The organism is Sphingomonas sp. NIBR02145, assembly GCF_027359115.1.
In the GTDB taxonomy this organism is placed as follows: domain Bacteria; phylum Pseudomonadota; class Alphaproteobacteria; order Sphingomonadales; family Sphingomonadaceae; genus Sphingomonas; species Sphingomonas kyeonggiensis_A.
In genome coordinates, this window is sequence record NZ_CP114791.1 from 4,530,383 (window position 1) to 4,546,540 (window position 16,158).

Below are 16,158 nucleotides of genomic sequence, written 5' to 3' on the forward strand. Positions count from 1 at the left end.
GAGGGGCTAGCTCCTCAGATCACTTCCATCTCGGAATTATAATGGTGCCACGCGAACACCGCCGCCGCGCCGCGATGCGGGCGCCAGGCTTCGGCGATCTCCCGGGTAAGCTTCTCGCTCGGCCGCTCGGCATGGCCCATGATCCGCCCGACTTCGATCTGCACCGCCAGGTCGCCCGCCGGCCAGATGTCGGGCCGGCCCTCCGCGAACAGCAGATAGACCTCGGCGGACCAGCGACCGATGCCCTTGATCCGGACAAGCTGGGCGATCGCTTCCTCATCGTCCTCTGCCAGATGCGCGAAGTCGAGCCGCCCGCTGGTCACTTCCTCGGCAAGGCTGCGGGCATAGGCGACCTTTTGCCGCGATAGCCCGGCCGCGCGCAGATCGTCGTCGCTGACCCGGGCAACGGTCTCCGGATCGCTCAGCGTGCCCAGCTGCGCGGCCATCTTGTTCCAGATCGACTGCGCCGCGGCGACGCTCACCTGCTGGCCGACGATCGTACGCAGCAGCGTCTCATAGCCCCGGTCGCGGATGCGGGGCGGAGGATAGCCTACGCGCCCGATCGCGGCGGCGATCAGCGGCTCGCGGCTCGCCAGGGCGTCCAGCGACGCCTTGAGCTGCTCGGCGCTCAGCCCCATGCGTGCCCGCCTTGCGAAGCGCCGCGTTCGGCGGCATGGACGAAGCAGGACCAGGAGAAGACCATGCCCAAGCTTATCGTCGTGACCAGGAGTGGTGAAGAGCGTGAGGTCATGGGCGAGGCGGGCCTGAGCGTGATGGAAGTGATCCGCGAGAGCGGCTTTGACGAGCTGCTCGCGCTGTGCGGCGGCTGCTGCTCCTGCGCGACCTGCCACGTCCATGTCGATCCGGAATTTGCGGCCAAACTGCCGAAGATGAGCATGGACGAGGACGACCTGCTCGACAGCGCCGGCGACCGCGACGCGACGTCGCGCCTGTCTTGCCAGCTGCCCTTCACCGACGAGCTCGACGGCCTGCGCGTGCGGATCGCCGAAGAGGACTGATCGAAATATCCCTCTCCCGCAACAGCGGGAGAGGGATAGTCAACCTACTGTACCGCCCGCACCCGGATCGACGCCATCGGCGCATCGGTGGTGGTGGTGTCGGTATTCCAGGTGATCACCTTGTCCTTGCCGGTGGTCACCGCGCCTTGCTCATTGTTCTGGCTCACCAGCTCGGCGTCGGTGGTCAGGGTGAAGGTGCCCTGCAGGCGCGTGAACGCCTCGCCCATTCCGCCCGGCATCATCGCCAGCGCGCTCATGTCGCCCATATTGCCCATGCCGCTGCCGCTCATCCGCACATAGCCCGGCGCCTTCACGCGGATCAGGTCCTTGCCGCGCAGCTCCACCGCGATCCACGGCATGATCATCTGGTTGTCCAGATTGTACGGGAACAGGAAGCCGTGATCGAGCACGCCGGAGATCTGGTAATCCACCCAGAACATCCCGTTGCCGCGATACTCGACATTGCGATAGCCCGCCTCCTTGGCAACCTCGATCGCGAGCTTGCGGAAGGTCTCGTCCTGCTTGGCCTTCTCCTCGGGCGTCAGCGTGAAGTCCGGTTCCTTCTCCGGCGCCTTGGCCTTCTTGCCCGACTTCTCCTTGGCGGCCTCTTCCATGCCCATCTGCATCGCCTTGCCCATGAAGCTCTGCAGATCGACCGCCATCACCTCGCCCTTGTAGGTGAAGGTGAAGGTCCGGTCGGCATGGATGGTCAGCGCCGAATCGAACTTGCCGGGCACGAACAGGCAGCTGGCGAGCACCAGCGGCGCCATCAGCGCGAACGCGACGGCCTTCAGACGATGCAACATGAGTCCCCCTTGGCAATCAGCCGCGGGCGCTCACCGCATAGAGCGCGATCGCCGCGGCATTGGATACGTTGAGGCTTTCGACCTTATCCGAGATCGGCAGCTTCGCAAGCTCGTCGCAATGCGCCTCGGTGTTCTGGCGCATGCCTTCGCCCTCGGCGCCCAGCACCAGCGCGATCTTGCTCTGGCCACCCATAACCTCGGCCAGCGTGCCCTTGGCATGGCCGGTCAGGCCGATGCGCCAGAAGCCCGCCTCGGCGATCTCCTCCAGCGCGCGGGCCAGGTTGACCACCCGGCACCACGGCACCTGCTCCAGCGTGCCGGCGGCGGCGCGGGCCAGCGTGCCGGTTTCGCCGGGAGCGTGCCGGTCCTGCGTCACGATGCCCAGCGCGTCGAACGCCGCCGCCGAACGCAGGATCGCGCCGACATTGTGCGGGTCGGTCACCTGGTCGAGCACCAGCAGCGGCCGGTTGTCGCCTTCGCCCTGCGCCAGCAGGTCGCCCAGCCAGATCTCCTCGAGCGGATCGACTTCGGCGACCAGCCCCTGGTGCGGGGCGTCGCCGGGCACCAGCCGGCCGAGATCGGCGGCATTGGCGAAGGTGATCGGGATCGTCGACGGGATGTCGAGCCCGGCCAGCGCGTCGTGCGTGCCCCAGATCTTGCGGACGTTGCGCTCGGGATTGTCGAGCGCCGCCAGCACCGCGTGCCGCCCGTAGAAACGCGGGCGGTTCGCGGAGGCCTGGCTCGGCCGGTGACCACGCTTTGCCATCAATGTGCTCCCGGTGCCGCGTAGAAGCCGTCCGAAGCGTTCGGCTCGGTCGCCAGCGGCAGGCGCGGCAGCGGCTCGGGCGCGTTGGCGGCGTTGATCAGGAAGGCTGCCAGGATGATCGCGCCCTGGCGCATGTCGTCCGCCTTCAGATGGTCGAAGGTGTCGACATCGGTGTGGTGCACGTTCGAGCCGTAATCCAGCGGATCCTGGATGAACTGGAAGGCCGGGATGCCCACCGCGTCGAAGAACACGTGATCGGTGCTGCCGGTGCGGGCGGTGGCCACCTTGGTCGCGCCGAACGAATTGAACGGCGCCAGCCATTCGCGGAAGATCGGCACCACCGCGGTATTGCCCTGGGTGAAGATGCCGCGGATCTTGCCCGAGCCGTTGTCGAGGTTGAAATAGGCGGCGAGCTTGGCGTGGTCCGGGCCCGGCTGGATCGGGAAGCCCTTGCTCCAGCCCATGTAGCGGGCATAGCCGCTCAGCGCCGGATCGACCGGGCGGCTGGCGACATGGTTCTCGACATAAGCCATCGAGCCGAGCAGACCCTGCTCCTCGCCCGACCAGAGCGCGAAACGGATCGCGCGCTTGGTCTTGATGCCCGATGCCTTGATGATGCGCGCGGCCTCCATCACCATCGAGACGCCGGCGGCGTTGTCGGCGGCGCCGTCACCCATCGCCCAGCTGTCCATGTGCGCGCCGGCCATCACATAGCCTGCCTTGGCGTCGGTGCCGGGGATGTCGGCCAGGATGTTGTATGCCTTGGTGTCGCTGTCATCGAAAGTGACGTCGCTGTTGAGCTCGAGGCTCGGCGCCATGCCCATCTTGGCGAGGCGGGCGAGGCGGCGATAATCCTCGGCGGCGATCTCGAAGCCCGGCAGCGGCGGGGTGGCGCCGACCTGGAACTGGCTGTTCTGGCCGTGCACCAGCTTGCCGTTGCGCGACGACATGGTCGCATAGCCGATCGCGCCCTCGGCCTTCAGGAAGGCGTCGCGCTTGGCGGCGAAAGCGAGGCGGCTCTGGCTGCTCGGGCGGCGATTCGCGGTGGCGGCGCCGTTCTGCAGCTGGAAACTGTCGTAGCGGTCGAGATCGGCGTCGCTCCAGCGGCGGAAGTCGAGGTCGGTCGAATCGGTGATGTCGGTCGGCTCGGTGAGCAGGATGATCTTGCCCTTGAGCTTGCCCTTATACTGGTCGAGCGACGCTTCGTCCGCCATCGGCGCCAGCACGACCTGGCCGGTGACGGTTCCGTTGGTTCCCGGCGTCCAGGCAAGCGGCGCGGCGACCAAGGTCAGCGGACGCGGCGCAACCATCTTCACACTGGCATTCTTCGCCGACCAGCCGCGGCCGAACCCAAAGCCTTCCTTGTGGACATTGGTCAGACCCCATTCGCGGAACTTGGCCTGGGTCCAGTCCTCGGCCTGGCGCATCGGCGGCGAATTGGTGAGTCGCGCGCCGATCACGTCGGTGAGGTACTGCGCGATGCGCATCACTTCGCTGTGGTTGGTGCCCTGATCGACGATCTTGTCGACCGGCGCGCTCGGGCCGTCCGGTCCCTTGGCGATGGCGAGCGGCGCCATGGCGGTGGCGGCGAGCAGCGTGGCGATGGCGAAGGAAAGTCGGCGCATTATGGACCCCTGTTTGGAAGCGGCGGACGCTATGCTGCACAAAGTCTGCGCGCAAGGCGTTGACAGGCGCGCGTCGCTTCGGCAATGGGCCCCCTCTCGCCGAACGGCGCCATGGACAGGTGGCCGAGTGGTTAAAGGCAGCAGACTGTAAATCTGCCCGTGCAAGCGTACGCTGGTTCGAATCCAGCCCTGTCCACCACACCCCCCTCTGAGAGGGGGGTGTCTTCTAAGCCCTCATCGTCGTTCGCTGCGGCATCCGCCGTGTGTAGTTCCTGTGTAATCGTATTGGGACGCTTATCGAGCATCGCCACGGCGTGGTCCAAGTGATCGCCGTAGATATGTGTGTAGCGCAGCACCATCGCGAGCGTCTTGTGCCCGCTGATCCGCTGCACCGTGGGTAGGTCGACTCCAGCCTTTACCAAGCGCGTGATGGCGGTGTGTCGCATGACGTGCGGCGTAACCTTCTTGGGGTCCAGGCCTGCGTTAACGACCGCGCGCTGAAACCCCTTGCCCATGGAGACTCGGTGCGGCTTCTTGCAGCGTTCGGCGGCAGGAAACACCCAGCCATCCTTATCCGTGTCTTGTTGCTGTTGCCTGAGGAGAAGTTCGGCCAACGCGGGTGTGATGGGTTGATCGCGGGCCCCGGCTTTTGCCTGAGGAATGCGTATGCGACGGTTATCAAAATCGATTTGATCGTATCGCACGCGAAGGATTTCGCTATGCCGCATGGCTGCGTTGAGGCCAAAAGCGACGAACAGGTGGAGTTTGGGGTCAACGTCCTCAATCGCGGCGACCGTGAGCGCCGCTGCATCGGCGTCGGTCAATACGATGATGGGCTTCGCGGTCTCCGCAGCTTTGCTAATTCGCGGACGATCACCTGCGGCAAGCCACTGCCAATCGATCATGCGATTGAACATGTGGCTGAGGGTCGAAAGCTCCCGGTTTACCGTTGCAATTGGAGATTCTAGGGAGCGGCGAGCCGCGTACTCGGATACGGCGAGAGTGGAAACACGGTTGATTTGCATCTTGCCGAAGGCCGGGATGAGATGGTGGTCGATGTGGCGTCGCTTGTTGATGATGTCCTTGCCACCCGTCTTGCCGAGCCGCTCAAGGTAGTCGGCGGCGGCCTGCGCAAAGAGAGGGTGTGCCTTGCGGCGCTTGGGAAGGTTGAGGCGCCCAGCACGCGCGTCCGTGCGGAACTGCTCGATTTGGCGTTCCGCCTGCTCTCTACGCACTCCTTCGCTCTCTTTACCGACGACGCGATGAATGCGCTCGCCATCGACCATGATGTTGATTGCGTACCGAAGATCGCCATCAGCGAGTCGGGTAACTTCAATGCCATGTTCCGTCAGGCGAGAGCCTGCGGTAAGTCCCTTGATAGAACTCCTCGAAAGCTTGGTGAACTTAAGAGACATGTATTATAAGCTCCAATAATAAAACTAAGACTAATACCCGGCACTAAGGGTTTTTCCCTGGCGTAGTGGCCGATACATCGCGCTCATCGATCGAATTCCGTCCCGATCGACTCACCATGTTGTGGAGCGTTAGATTATGAATATTTCGGAGTCCACCCCTGACGGGCGGGTGCCTCGTTCTCGCGCTGCGGCCATTCTTGGTCTGTCGGCCAAGACACTTGCGAATTGGCAGACGCGAGGGCTCGGGCCGCGCAGCGTTCGAGTGGGCGGGCGTCGCTTCTACTATGTCGCCGACCTGCTCGCCTTCATCGAGGCGGGCGCGCTGGTTTGATGCAAGTGCATCGATGGGTCTGCCGTTCCCAAGCGATCATACGTAACCGATCGGTGGGCGGCAGAGCCTCTAGTTTCCGTAGTAGGGCTCGCAGGCGATACCGTCGCTGTCGCCGTCAAGTTCCGATCGATACCCTGGCGACCCGCGATAGATTGGCGCGACACCAGCCGAGCGTGCCTCGTTACAGTTGTGGAAATGGCGAGACTGCTCGACCATTCGCTGCTGCTCCTCATTGGCTCGAATCTGGTCGGCCATGGCAGTGGAGCCGGTTAGCGTGGTCTGGATCATCGGCGCCGCAAAAAACACCACAAGACCCACTGCCAAGCACCCGGTTATGACCTGTGCGCCAAAAGGCGTCGGTTCCTGCTTGCGGCGATGGCGGGAGCGCGGCGGCATCGCCAGATGATCACATGCGTAACCTTGCAAATGACCTAACGGCCTTATCCTTGCGTGATGTGGCCGCTGCGGAGTTCGATGGCCGCAGTCATCATCGAACGCGCATTGAGCCAACTTGCTGTGAGTTTCGGGACTTTCACCCCGACCCCTCATTCATCATCCTTTCTCACCGCCTCGACTTCAGAGCGCAGGAGGGTATCCCATAGAATTGGATTGGCGTGGTAGTTAATTCCATTCCTAAAATTAACATCCTCAGAAGTAGATAAACTGAAAAATGGGCTTATCCCTTAACATAAGCAAAACTTAGCTTAACATCCATTAGGTTGAGTCGACACTAGCCGTTGCTTCAGGCGCGGTGGTCGCGCATTCTCTCCGAGCCCCGCAACTGAGGGCTAATCACAGAAAGACATTATGAAACCTGAAGCCACGCCCCTAGTCGGGGTGAATGATACTGCGTGCCTAAATCCCGCCAACGATGCCACCATTGGATTGATCCGCGTTCCAGAAGGCTTGCGGCTACGCGACTTGTCTGCCGTCAGCATGGATCTGGAATGGAAGCCAGCCTCTGCGGCAGCACGTTCTGCCATTGACTGGTTCTACCTTCACCTCGGCGGGCAATCGATCGCCGGCCGCGCAGCCAAATTGAAAGACGCGATCGGTGCGATCCTCAACGACCTGCTGAATGCCGCTGAGAACACCCCTTTTCGCCCATGTTTCCGTTCTATGCGGGCGAAAGATTTCACGGGCGGGCCTGTTGGATACAGGAGCGCAAAGGCTGTTATCGACCTGTTCGAGGTGAAGGGTTTGGTCCACCTCGCCGGCGGGAACTTAAACAGGGAGGGCCGGGTCTCATACGGCACGACGACACGCATCTGGCCCACCACTGCTTTGCTCGATCATCTAGCCGAATTTGGCATCGCCCCGTCCAATCGGCGTGAGCATTTCATAAAGGGTGAAGGTTCGGAGGTAGCATCCAGGCCCATCCTTCTCAGCACTTCCTCTGCGTGGCGAGGAAAGCGCCGCGTCGAGGGAAAGCCGTTGCCGGTGGATGCCACTGATCCGACCGTAATCAAATATGCGGCTCAGGTGGATCGCCTCAATGCCTTCATTGCTAAGCAGGTTATCGAAGGTGCCGGCGAAGTCGTCTTCTTCCGAAAGTTTAACTGCGGCGATCAAGCCGGCCATGCATATCGCAAGGGCGGTCGCCTTTGGGTTGTTGGCGGCGGATACCAGATGATGCCGAAGAGGTGGAAGCCATCGCATCCGGAAGGAACCAAGCTCCGCTCTTCAATTCTGATCAACGGCGAGCTCACCACCGAGATTGATATCGGATCAAGCCACCTTACCATCTTCCAAGCAAAACTTGGCCTGCCATTCGATCCTCAAGCTGATCTTTATGACATTCCAGGGATCGAGCGTGAAGTCGTGAAGGCCTATATCAACTTAACCCTCAGCAAACCGAGGCTACCCAAGCAATGGCCAGCCGATATGCGGTCGGACTTCCTTGATAGATATGGGTATGAGATTGATCGAGATCACTCAATATATTTCGTAAGGGAGGCGTGTCTAGAACGTCATCCCATCCTTTGCCAAAGGAAATCGATCCAACTTGATTGGTCAGATCTACAATTCATTGAGTCCCAAGCTATCCTCAGGGCAATGGATTCGCTGAACCAAGATTTTGGGATTGCCTGCCTACCGATTCACGATTCTCTCATCATGCCACTATCCCATAAAGATAAAGCCATAGAGTTATTGAAAGAGTCTTTTAAGTATTATGTAGGTGTTATACCGAGAGTTAACTAGATTAACCCTAATATAATTATATAACCTATATAACACTTCTCTACCACTTAACCCCTTACTGGAAACGTTTGCCATTCAGCGCCCCCTGCAATGTCCAATGATGCCGTGACATTGTACGGGGCTGCGCTATGGTCCGGGAGCGCCGTTACCTTTGGAGGTTCCACGATGACCGATGATAGCTCCTTGAGTTCAGTTGAACTCGCCGCTGAACTTACTGCTGCGTGGTTGGCAAATCCCAACACTCGGTCCACGACGGAAGATGCGGTGGCCTTCCTGACTTCGATCCACGCGGCAGTCGCGGAGTTGGGCAAGGTAGCGGCGGTTGAGCCCGAGCCTGCTGCGCCGGCCGAGCAGGAGCATGTTCCCGCAGTGTCGGTTCGGAAGAGCCTCGCCAGCAAAGAGCATATCATCAGCCTTATAGATGGTCGTCCATACCGGACGCTCACGCGGCATCTGTCCACGCATGGGCTGACCCCGGATGAGTATCGGGCCCGATACAACCTGCCGAAGACCTACCCTATGACGGCTCCTGCCTACAGCGAGCAACGGCGGGAAATGGCGAAGAAGCTCGGCTTGGGCCGTAAGCCGGGGCAAAAAGCTCCTGCGAAGAGGTCGACTGCTAAATAGGTCCTATTTCGCCCTAGGAGGCCCGTACAGGCGCAAAGTAGATTTGAGGCCAGTCAGATAGCTAAAATCACAAATGGCTCTCTACGGGTCTTATTTCGATCTTCTCGCGTGTTCGTTAATTATCCGGAGCGAAGTCATGGAGGAAGATCGAGTCTATATTGTCGGTGGTGAAGATGAAAACGGCGACCAGCATCTATTTGCTACGGATGATCTTGGGCGAGCAATAGCTAAGCACAACGAATTGAAAGGCAGGCTCCGAAAGGTCCAGACCAATGAGGGGCTTGCAGATGCCATAGATGCGGCGGCAAACCCGCATTAGCCGGGCGGCGGATACGGATCGTGACCATAGGTCCACTCTGTGCGGAACTGGTTGTTCGCACCTTGAACCAGAACCTGCGAATCACCCTTTGAGCTATGTGCCGCATCGACAGCGGCGCGTATCGCGGCTTTCTGGGAAGCGTAAGGGCCGTAGTGCTTTTGGTTGTGGGTTATCTTCCACTCACCTTGGCTTAATACAACAAAGTATTGATTTCTAGCCATTTGTGATGCCTTTCCCATCTACGGGAGAGAGTGATTATCACGAATGCCTCTTTCCAGCTATTTATTAGTTAATGAACGCATGTGACGAGGGGAAGGGATGTGCGACTCACGCGACACGCTCGTATCGAAATAGTAGTGTGCGTAGGGCTATTGTTAGGAAGTTGCGCTGGCGACGGACCTCGCCTTTATACGCACGACGAGGTTGAGGATATTGCCTCTGACGCTGTCGCAGATGCTATCGCCGACAGCCCCAAGCTACGGGAGTTAGAGGGGCGCGTTGAAGAGCTTGAGAGGCGGTTCAATCGCTAAATGTTGTTTTCTTTGTTGGAAGGTGTGAGCATCCGCGGAATTCGGGCGTTAGGCTGTGAATTGAAAGGAGCGGCGACCTTGCGGATTCTCTAAGACATCGGCCTATCGAACCACGGTATGCTTCCCCAGCGCATCGATGGTTTCGAGCGAGGCGATCCGTTGGCCTGCCTTGTCCCACTTGCACAAGTACGTACCGCCTATGCCGGCGCCAAAAGAGTTCGTCGCTTCGAACTTGCGCAGGACCGTCGCGTAGGAGCCCTGGTCCTTATAATCCCATGCCATGGAAGGGTCGTAGGATCGAGGCGAGACTAGCGCTGCCTTGAGCGTCAGGTCGCATTCCGTGACGATTTCAGTTTCATCCGGCGCGCTGCTTGTTGTTGCCTCGCTCACTGGCTCTTCATGGCTTCCGCTAGCGCACTGGGACACTAACAAGACGATACCCACCACACCGGCAACAAGGACGCCGTAACAGCCTGCCTTGGCGATTTTGGGCTCGTCAAAGGTGCGCTCCCAGAAGTCGCCGCTGGCGTCGGGCTCTTCGCTCATAGTAGCACCTGATTACCGGAGGCCGGGCAGGTTAGGTCTGCCTCTAGGGCAAACTTCCAAGCATCGAAGAATTCATGCTGTAGCTCACAACCGGTGAGGGTCTGGGCAAGGCGGCGCATCCGGTCGCGTTGATCCGGCCCAGTGTTTCGCCGACCGATCTTTTCGCGGCGATCCACGACGATCCGGTCACGGGAGGCGCGGATGAGGAAGGTGTCACCCTCGAACTTGGCTTTAATGTAGCGCCCGCCGTCTGGTTGAGCCTTGTTGAAGACGTATTGGATAGGCGTTGGCGCTGCCTGCGGCGATGGGACCGCAACGCTAGATAGAAGCAATCCTAGGATCATGTAGCCTCCCCTTTGTTGAGAGGCTGACCCGGCAAAAGCCGGGTGTTGGAATCCCCGTGCGTAGCCCGAGGCACCGCTGCCTTTAGGCGCGAGCCCTGGACATAACGCAACGGTCACCCGGCCGAAGAATTCGACCGAGCTACGCGTCAAAGGGGATTCCACGCCCCACGCGCCGGACATACGGCAGCGCACTTCCTTCATGCCGGGGGAACCGGCGATCGGCAATGGCTCAGAACTTGTAAGTGTCGAGCCTAGCGCTTCCGCAGTCCCTGCTTTGGCTCTAAAGATATATTGACTCTTAAAGAGCCACGCTCAAAATATATTTGTACCTTTTGAGCGAGTCGAAATCCAATGAGCCGCATTTGCTACCTTCGCGTTTCTACCGGCGACCAAAGCGTAGAAGCGCAACGCAGGGCGCTTGGCGGCGGCCCGTTCGAGAAAGAGTTTATTGATGAGGGCGTATCGGGCTCGGTCTATGCCGAAGATCGCCCCGGCTTCGCGGCGCTGCTGTCCTACGTCCGGGAAGGTGACACGGTTCACATTGCTGCGATTGATCGCCTCGGGCGTGACGCCCTGGATATCCAAGCGACAGTTCGCAAGCTGATCGACAAAGGCGTGACCGTTGACGTTCTCGGCCTTGGCCCAATCGGCAAGGGTGTGGGTGAACTGACCGTCGCGGTACTGGCCCAGATAGCCGACATGGAGCGCAATAGGATCAAGGAACGCTGCGACGCCGGCAGGAATGCGGCGCGGGCCTCTCTCGCTACCACTGGGCGGACCCATCGGGGAAAGGTGAGTCTAGGTCGGCCAATGGCCGCAGACGCCGAGATAGTGCGATCCTGGCGCAAGGAGAATGGCGCAAGCATCAAGGGAACGGCTAGGCAATTCGGATTGTCGGAGGCCACGGTCAAGCGTTATTGCGCTGCGATAAAATAGGCTGGACCAAATGAACGAAGACATTTTCGACTTTTGGAATCGCTGCGCTCGCGGATCGTTCGTGCATCCAGATGACTCTAAGGTGTTAGCCCGGATTGATCATCATTTCGATCTGAACTGCCTACCTGCGCCGTTCACCGGCCCGTTGAAGACCGCAAAAATCGTCCTACTATTTTTGGCCCCCGGCCTTGGGCGGGATGGATTCGATCGGAAACACGCGGAGACGGATTCAGGCAAGGATTGGTACGCCACACAACTGAGCGGCTTCGCGCCGCTGCCGGGCCCTTTGCAGCATAAGCCCCATTTCCAATGGTGGACTAGCAAGGCGAAGCAGCTCGGCATTCCAACGGAATGGGCAGCAAACAACTTAGCTGTGCTTGACCTTGCGCCATACCATTCGGCAAGTTTCCATGATGCGCGCTTTCTTGCGGCGCTGCCATCCGTTCGCGTTTGCGTGGGGTGGGCGCAGCGCGTTCTTTTCCCCCAAGCGATAGCTGGTGAGCGCATGGTTTTGTGCCTCCGATCGCCCGAGTTCTGGGGGCTCAAGCGAGGCTCTGTAGAGGGGCGCGCGCTGTATTCTCCCGACGTAACGCGCGGCGGGCACATGCTCCACGGAGTTTTGCGGAAAATGGTCGCAGCGGAGGCGTTAGCTCTGTCCCGATAGCCTCTAGCCAAGGAATTTAGCCGATCCTTCGGCGGTGCGTAGCAGAGAGCAAATTGATCTCGGGCAGGCCCCGAATGGGGTATGCCCTTTCGGGCGCAACGCGCAACATCAGTACTGACTCTCGCGGTACCGAGCGAAAGGTTCCCTGAAGCTGGAATCTGGCAGCAACGCCCACCTATTTAAGGGGTATATCAAACACTGTGCTATGAAGGGCGAAAAAGTGAACAGCGGGAGCAAGAATGCCCGCAAGAATTAGATATGTCTCATACCATCGGAAGCAGTCTAGAATTGTTGGATTTGGTCGAGGATTACCAAATACCAAAAGCTCTATCTTGGCTTCGTCAGATCTATATTTCAGCCACGAATACAATCCGCCGACGAGCAGCGTTATATAGCAGACGCTGGCCAGGCATAAGAATAGAAAAATCGTCCATGATACAGCGATTCCGCGATCTGCACTAATAGATTTGGACGATATATCTAAAAGAATCTTGTACTGGCCGCTGGCAATCACTAAAACTAGGGCCTGAAAAACCGAAGCAATTTTGAACGTCCTGTCGTTCAGGTCTCTTTTTTGCGAAAGTATATACTTATATCTTTCGAGAAGAAACTCACTGTGGTCGTTTTTCTCCGATTCATTCATGTTTATATATCCACTTCTGCTCTTCGATCCCACGCATAGGAGTCGAAGAACACAGGATTGGTTGCAGATAGCGCGGCAATGGTCTCCGGGACATCTATGAGTGCTCGGAATGCCTGGAAATTGTTGGTGGCTAGGACGCGATTTGCTAGGTCCTGAGTTATCATATCCCAAGACCAATTATTGGCGCGGAGACTGTCCAGAAAAAGAAGTGTCGCGGACAATTTCCTTATCCCTGCATCATTCTTTTTAAGATACAGATCTGCGAGCAGCGAGGCGACGGGTGTTCCAAGTTTTAAATATCTCGCGTCATGAGCAACGAATCCACCGAATGCGTCCAGATTGCTCATCGCTATGTCGCGAATGGGAACATTAAGCTTAGTCGAATACCTGGCGGCCCCGCCAACATTAGAAAGGCGATTCCGAGCTTCGGAAAGCTGATGATATAACACGCTGTCAGCTTGAATCAGGTCAGAGAAGACATCGTTATTGCTGAACCACCGTTCCTTGTCATGAGATTTTCTATCCCAAGATAAGGTCAGCGTTCGCGTCTCAACTGACGCATCAACGTTAACTATATCAAATTTACGCTGAACATGCTCGTTAACATAGTACGAGTTTATATTGCACAGTACTATGGATCCAGGCTGTTGTAATCCGGAATTGCCTAGAACCTTCATAAGCTCACGACTTGTTAAATCTGTCGGTGCTTCTTTGATAAAATACTCGATTGACTTATTTAGATGTGACTCAATTGTATTGAACGGCGCCGAGGACGCCAGTTCTGCCAAAGAAATATTCTTACGATTATCGGGCGTCTCCAGCAGGATGAGCGGAATCGACGATAGGGCTTCTTCCAGTAGCTCGGGCTTGGAGGGGTAGTTTGAATACGCTGAAAGCGGACTGACAATGAATGGTGCAAAGCCCACGGCTCGGGTGAGGGAATTTCCCTTGGCGCCAGAGAGTCTTACAATCTCACCATCCACATGCTTGGTGTACAATTGATACACCGTCCTAATCATATTGCGGTTCTCTGCAGTATCTTCCAGTGCAGATCGAGCCACATTCGTCTTCGGTGCCGATTTGCCGGTCGCATTGGCTACCGCGAGAATGTTTACTGCCTCGAATCCGGGAGTATTCTGCTCGACTGCGACACCTTCTATGCACGTCGAAGTCGGTATAGGAACATCTCTATCATAGCTAAGCCGCGATCCGCGCTGCGCATTTACAAATGTCCAGTCCTGAAAAAGATCACTTTTAGAAAGTGCATATGCAAGTGTTACACCATTCTCTTCAAGTTCCTCGACCTTAAACTCCACCTTTGATCTTGAAGCTCTAAGGTGCTCGACATACTCTTCAACTGCTGCGCGTGGAGAGTTGTAACCTACAGTTTGTGCTTCATTATCGTCGATCTGGACCGTAACAATGCACCGAGGAAACATTATCCACGACCGAACGATCGCGATCACATCTGTAAAATCGGCAGTCGGGCGTAACTTTACTTTTACCGAAGTTCCGTGAGGATATACGGGTATCTCATCTCGGTCATTTTCTTTATCGAGGAGTTTGATAAGGTACTTTCCGTGTACGGATTGCAAAGCGATGCGCCGAGCCTTGGGCTCTTCTATACTGCACGTCGTAATCTCTACGTCGTCAGAGACCATAAATGTTGAAAGAACCCCGATCCCAAATCTACTAATAGAATGGAATGAGGGATACTTTTCTAGAAATGATGGGTCCTGGTATCGAGAGGAGCCGACCGTGAGTAAGTGTCGCTCGATGATATCTTGCGACATCCCCGTCCCCGTATCAGAGATCGTTAAGACCTTGTCCACGCTATTCCATTTAATATCTACGCGCCCAACATACCCTTCTTCCTGATTCAGAGAATCTTGGAGGCGAACGGCATCCAGAGCATTTTGCGTTAGTTCACGTAGGACAACAGTGGAATTATTGTAAAGCGTATGACCTGTTAGAAGATCCAAGATCCGTCGTTGATCCAGATTAAATCGAAACGACTTAGTCATAAAGCCGTCCGCTTTAATCCCGCTGTCGTCAACTCTTTGCCAGGGGAATTCGTAAGGCTCTTCTACCTCTCTGCGAGATTTTTCGATTAGGTTGAAGGATGCAGATATTTCCTTGGAGGCATAGGCAATATAGCTCGTTAATCCAAAGAATCCCGTGGGTTCTTTAAATGTCGCGTGGACCTCTATTGCTGTAGAAATGCCATTTTTGGAGACATTGCCATCCGAATCAAGTTTAGGAGAGGGTCTAACCTCCCGCACTGCTTCCTGCTTTTGCCACTCGATTTGGCTTGTAGGGCTGGAGGGGTTTATTAGCTGCAGCAAAACCGAGGGTGCTCGTCGCCGCGATATCTGTATCAGATCTATTGTCCGAAGAATCACAGCTATATATCTGAGATTTACCTCGCCCTGGCGCCCACCCCCATACGGCTGTGAAACCTGGAGATCGGCGATAGCCTCAGCATGGCCCAAAGTATGGCTTTCGCAGACGAGGCCCAAATCGCGCCTGAACGTGTCATCGAGGTCCCTAAGAAGGTCCCTTACAATTTGCTTGATCGCAGCGGTGGCCCCGTCATCGTCTGCGCCGCTGCCTTCTATCCATGTTCTGACGCGTTTGCCGTGCGACGCTCGGACAAATTCTTGATATTCAATACGGTCAGCTTCAGCGGGGTCTAGTTGCTCTAGCCGAGACGCGTATTCCTTATGCTTATCAGCGGGAAGCACCGGGTTTGAACGGAATGCTTGAAAATCTGGATTGCTAGCACGGTGACTATACTCGTCTTTAGTCACCAAAAGGCCAAGGTCATGAAAATATGACGCTAGCACGAGCATTAGCCAGTCACCGGAAGTCATGATACTTTGAGTGGATTTCGGGATTATCCAATCTGCTGCTTCCAGCATATCAATAACATGTTTAAAGCTATGATCCGTATATTCAAAAAATATACCGGAATTTTTCCACTCGGAGAGAGCGATTTCTACCTGCTCACGAACTTTCGCGAGATTAACGCGAAATGGCGAGAGCTTTGTGGCTTCGTTTGCCCTGTTCTCTGCATCCGTAAATGGAATTTCTGCCATTCTTCCCCCTCCTGATCAAACTAATGTGCACGGAGGCGAGCCACGGATCAAGCGGAGGCGGGCGTCATCCCAAAGAAGGGATGAGCTGAACTGACCAGGCAGCTCAGTTGCCTGCCGCTGCGGTGCTGGAATGGGAGCGTGCTTTGCGTCTGCCTACGAACCGCGCGAAGGCGGTTCGATCCTTTGCAGCTTTTATGGGTTCGCAACCTACTTCAAAAAGGACTCGCTTCTTGGCGAAGGTAGACGGCTGGTGCTCAGAGAAGGCGCCTCGTTCCACCGTGTGTAGG

The 16,158-nt window shown here is 57.2% G+C and carries 18 protein-coding genes, 1 tRNA gene and 1 pseudogene; 9 read left to right on the plus strand and 11 right to left on the minus strand.

Going from position 1 to position 16,158, the window contains the following annotated elements; genetic code table 11:
- Window positions 1–14: 14 nt before the first annotated feature.
- Window positions 15–638 (minus strand): DNA-3-methyladenine glycosylase family protein, encoded by a 624-nt coding sequence (locus tag O3305_RS20755; RefSeq protein WP_269574238.1) that lies wholly within the window; start codon window positions 636–638, stop codon window positions 15–17.
- 63 nt (window positions 639–701) lie between these two features.
- Here O3305_RS20755 and O3305_RS20760 point away from each other — a divergent pair, with 63 nt between their 5' ends.
- Window positions 702–1,019 carry a 2Fe-2S iron-sulfur cluster-binding protein gene (locus O3305_RS20760; protein WP_184170438.1) on the plus strand — a complete coding sequence of 106 codons (318 nt, stop codon included), beginning with the start codon at window positions 702–704 and terminating at the stop codon, window positions 1,017–1,019.
- A 44-nt stretch (window positions 1,020–1,063) separates the two neighbouring features.
- On the opposite strand, the gene O3305_RS20765 is transcribed toward O3305_RS20760, so the two are convergent.
- Genes O3305_RS20765 through O3305_RS20775 form a run of 3 tightly spaced genes read right to left on the minus strand, consistent with a single transcriptional unit; the run spans window position 1,064 to window position 4,216 of the window.
- Window positions 1,064–1,825: a hypothetical protein gene (locus O3305_RS20765; RefSeq protein WP_269574239.1), complete on the minus strand. Its 762-nt coding sequence runs from the start codon at window positions 1,823–1,825 to the stop codon at window positions 1,064–1,066.
- A 16-nt stretch (window positions 1,826–1,841) separates the two neighbouring features.
- Entirely contained in the window at window positions 1,842–2,591 is a 750-nt protein-coding gene (gene rlmB, locus O3305_RS20770; protein ID WP_269574240.1) for a 23S rRNA (guanosine(2251)-2'-O)-methyltransferase RlmB, read from the minus strand.
- Window positions 2,591–4,216: a M20/M25/M40 family metallo-hydrolase gene (locus O3305_RS20775; protein WP_269574241.1), complete on the minus strand. Its 1,626-nt coding sequence runs from the start codon at window positions 4,214–4,216 to the stop codon at window positions 2,591–2,593. The genes rlmB and O3305_RS20775 overlap by 1 nt, the downstream gene beginning before the upstream one ends.
- Window positions 4,217–4,329: 113 nt before the next feature.
- On the opposite strand from O3305_RS20775, the gene O3305_RS20780 reads away from it, so the two are divergent.
- Window positions 4,330–4,415, plus strand: a tRNA-Tyr gene (locus O3305_RS20780).
- A 193-nt stretch (window positions 4,416–4,608) separates the two neighbouring features.
- On the opposite strand, the pseudogene O3305_RS23180 reads toward O3305_RS20780, so the two are convergent.
- Window positions 4,609–5,241 (minus strand): annotated as a pseudogene (locus O3305_RS23180) (tyrosine-type recombinase/integrase); the annotation flags it as partial.
- Here O3305_RS23180 and O3305_RS20790 point away from each other — a divergent pair.
- Both O3305_RS20790 and O3305_RS20795 read left to right on the plus strand, forming a co-directional pair.
- Complete coding sequence (locus O3305_RS20790; protein ID WP_269574243.1) at window positions 5,236–5,640, plus strand: hypothetical protein; 405 nt, start codon at window positions 5,236–5,238, stop codon at window positions 5,638–5,640. The pseudogene O3305_RS23180 and the gene O3305_RS20790 overlap by 6 nt on opposite strands.
- Window positions 5,641–5,767: 127 nt before the next feature.
- The gene (locus tag O3305_RS20795; protein ID WP_184000764.1) at window positions 5,768–5,962 is read left to right on the plus strand and encodes a helix-turn-helix transcriptional regulator; all 195 of its coding nucleotides are present in this window, start codon (window positions 5,768–5,770) and stop codon (window positions 5,960–5,962) included.
- A 69-nt stretch (window positions 5,963–6,031) separates the two neighbouring features.
- Here the strand turns inward: O3305_RS20795 and O3305_RS20800 are convergent, their stop codons facing one another.
- Window positions 6,032–6,358 carry an excalibur calcium-binding domain-containing protein gene (locus tag O3305_RS20800; protein WP_269574244.1) on the minus strand — a complete coding sequence of 109 codons (327 nt, stop codon included), beginning with the start codon at window positions 6,356–6,358 and terminating at the stop codon, window positions 6,032–6,034.
- 411 nt (window positions 6,359–6,769) lie between these two features.
- Here O3305_RS20800 and O3305_RS20805 point away from each other — a divergent pair, with 411 nt between their 5' ends.
- The 3 genes from O3305_RS20805 to O3305_RS20815 all read left to right on the plus strand — a co-directional run bounded on the left by O3305_RS20805 (window position 6,770) and on the right by O3305_RS20815 (window position 9,110).
- Complete coding sequence (locus O3305_RS20805; RefSeq protein WP_269574245.1) at window positions 6,770–8,164, plus strand: hypothetical protein; 1,395 nt, start codon at window positions 6,770–6,772, stop codon at window positions 8,162–8,164.
- A 165-nt stretch (window positions 8,165–8,329) separates the two neighbouring features.
- Entirely contained in the window at window positions 8,330–8,791 is a 462-nt protein-coding gene (locus O3305_RS20810) for a Ros/MucR family transcriptional regulator (protein ID WP_269574246.1), read from the plus strand.
- Between the two features lie 73 nt (window positions 8,792–8,864).
- Window positions 8,865–9,110, plus strand: coding sequence for a hypothetical protein (locus O3305_RS20815; protein WP_269574247.1), 246 nt, complete (start codon window positions 8,865–8,867; stop codon window positions 9,108–9,110).
- Here the strand turns inward: O3305_RS20815 and O3305_RS23185 are convergent.
- From O3305_RS23185 to O3305_RS20825, 3 genes are all read right to left on the minus strand, one after another.
- Window positions 9,107–9,349, minus strand: coding sequence for a DUF2188 domain-containing protein (locus O3305_RS23185; protein ID WP_353739210.1), 243 nt, complete (start codon window positions 9,347–9,349; stop codon window positions 9,107–9,109). The genes O3305_RS20815 and O3305_RS23185 overlap by 4 nt on opposite strands.
- Before the next feature lie 393 nt (window positions 9,350–9,742).
- Window positions 9,743–10,186, minus strand: a complete 444-nt coding sequence (locus tag O3305_RS20820) for a hypothetical protein (protein ID WP_269574248.1) — start codon at window positions 10,184–10,186, stop codon at window positions 9,743–9,745.
- Window positions 10,183–10,530 (minus strand): hypothetical protein, encoded by a 348-nt coding sequence (locus tag O3305_RS20825; RefSeq protein WP_269574249.1) that lies wholly within the window; start codon window positions 10,528–10,530, stop codon window positions 10,183–10,185. The genes O3305_RS20820 and O3305_RS20825 overlap by 4 nt, the downstream gene beginning before the upstream one ends.
- Before the next feature lie 351 nt (window positions 10,531–10,881).
- Here O3305_RS20825 and O3305_RS20830 point away from each other — a divergent pair, with 351 nt between their 5' ends.
- Both O3305_RS20830 and O3305_RS20835 read left to right on the plus strand, forming a co-directional pair.
- Window positions 10,882–11,466 (plus strand): recombinase family protein, encoded by a 585-nt coding sequence (locus O3305_RS20830; RefSeq protein WP_269574250.1) that lies wholly within the window; start codon window positions 10,882–10,884, stop codon window positions 11,464–11,466.
- A 10-nt stretch (window positions 11,467–11,476) separates the two neighbouring features.
- Window positions 11,477–12,130 carry a hypothetical protein gene (locus O3305_RS20835; protein ID WP_269574251.1) on the plus strand — a complete coding sequence of 218 codons (654 nt, stop codon included), beginning with the start codon at window positions 11,477–11,479 and terminating at the stop codon, window positions 12,128–12,130.
- A 175-nt stretch (window positions 12,131–12,305) separates the two neighbouring features.
- Here the strand turns inward: O3305_RS20835 and O3305_RS20840 are convergent, their stop codons facing one another.
- Together O3305_RS20840 and O3305_RS20845 are read right to left on the minus strand one after the other, a co-directional pair.
- Entirely contained in the window at window positions 12,306–12,773 is a 468-nt protein-coding gene (locus O3305_RS20840) for a hypothetical protein (RefSeq protein WP_269574252.1), read from the minus strand.
- 2 nt (window positions 12,774–12,775) lie between these two features.
- Entirely contained in the window at window positions 12,776–15,871 is a 3,096-nt protein-coding gene (locus O3305_RS20845; RefSeq protein WP_269574253.1) for an HD domain-containing protein, read from the minus strand.
- Window positions 15,872–16,158: the final 287 nt, after the last annotated feature.

What these genes read in the sequence shown, in the direction of transcription:
- O3305_RS20755 (WP_269574238.1), bottom strand. Translation starts at nt 638, where the DNA reads ATGGGGCTGAGCGCCGAGCAGCTCAAGGCGTCGCTGGACGCCCTGGCG.
- O3305_RS20760 (WP_184170438.1), top strand. Translation starts at nt 702, where the DNA reads ATGCCCAAGCTTATCGTCGTGACCAGGAGTGGTGAAGAGCGTGAGGTC.
- O3305_RS20765 (WP_269574239.1), bottom strand. Translation starts at nt 1,825, where the DNA reads ATGTTGCATCGTCTGAAGGCCGTCGCGTTCGCGCTGATGGCGCCGCTG.
- rlmB (WP_269574240.1), bottom strand. Translation starts at nt 2,591, where the DNA reads ATGGCAAAGCGTGGTCACCGGCCGAGCCAGGCCTCCGCGAACCGCCCG.
- O3305_RS20775 (WP_269574241.1), bottom strand. Translation starts at nt 4,216, where the DNA reads ATGCGCCGACTTTCCTTCGCCATCGCCACGCTGCTCGCCGCCACCGCC.
- O3305_RS20795 (WP_184000764.1), top strand. Translation starts at nt 5,768, where the DNA reads ATGAATATTTCGGAGTCCACCCCTGACGGGCGGGTGCCTCGTTCTCGC.
- O3305_RS20800 (WP_269574244.1), bottom strand. Translation starts at nt 6,358, where the DNA reads ATGCCGCCGCGCTCCCGCCATCGCCGCAAGCAGGAACCGACGCCTTTT.
- O3305_RS20805 (WP_269574245.1), top strand. Translation starts at nt 6,770, where the DNA reads ATGAAACCTGAAGCCACGCCCCTAGTCGGGGTGAATGATACTGCGTGC.
- O3305_RS20810 (WP_269574246.1), top strand. Translation starts at nt 8,330, where the DNA reads ATGACCGATGATAGCTCCTTGAGTTCAGTTGAACTCGCCGCTGAACTT.
- O3305_RS20815 (WP_269574247.1), top strand. Translation starts at nt 8,865, where the DNA reads ATGGCTCTCTACGGGTCTTATTTCGATCTTCTCGCGTGTTCGTTAATT.
- O3305_RS23185 (WP_353739210.1), bottom strand. Translation starts at nt 9,349, where the DNA reads ATGGGAAAGGCATCACAAATGGCTAGAAATCAATACTTTGTTGTATTA.
- O3305_RS20820 (WP_269574248.1), bottom strand. Translation starts at nt 10,186, where the DNA reads ATGAGCGAAGAGCCCGACGCCAGCGGCGACTTCTGGGAGCGCACCTTT.
- O3305_RS20825 (WP_269574249.1), bottom strand. Translation starts at nt 10,530, where the DNA reads ATGATCCTAGGATTGCTTCTATCTAGCGTTGCGGTCCCATCGCCGCAG.
- O3305_RS20830 (WP_269574250.1), top strand. Translation starts at nt 10,882, where the DNA reads ATGAGCCGCATTTGCTACCTTCGCGTTTCTACCGGCGACCAAAGCGTA.
- O3305_RS20835 (WP_269574251.1), top strand. Translation starts at nt 11,477, where the DNA reads ATGAACGAAGACATTTTCGACTTTTGGAATCGCTGCGCTCGCGGATCG.
- O3305_RS20840 (WP_269574252.1), bottom strand. Translation starts at nt 12,773, where the DNA reads ATGAATGAATCGGAGAAAAACGACCACAGTGAGTTTCTTCTCGAAAGA.
- O3305_RS20845 (WP_269574253.1), bottom strand. Translation starts at nt 15,871, where the DNA reads ATGGCAGAAATTCCATTTACGGATGCAGAGAACAGGGCAAACGAAGCC.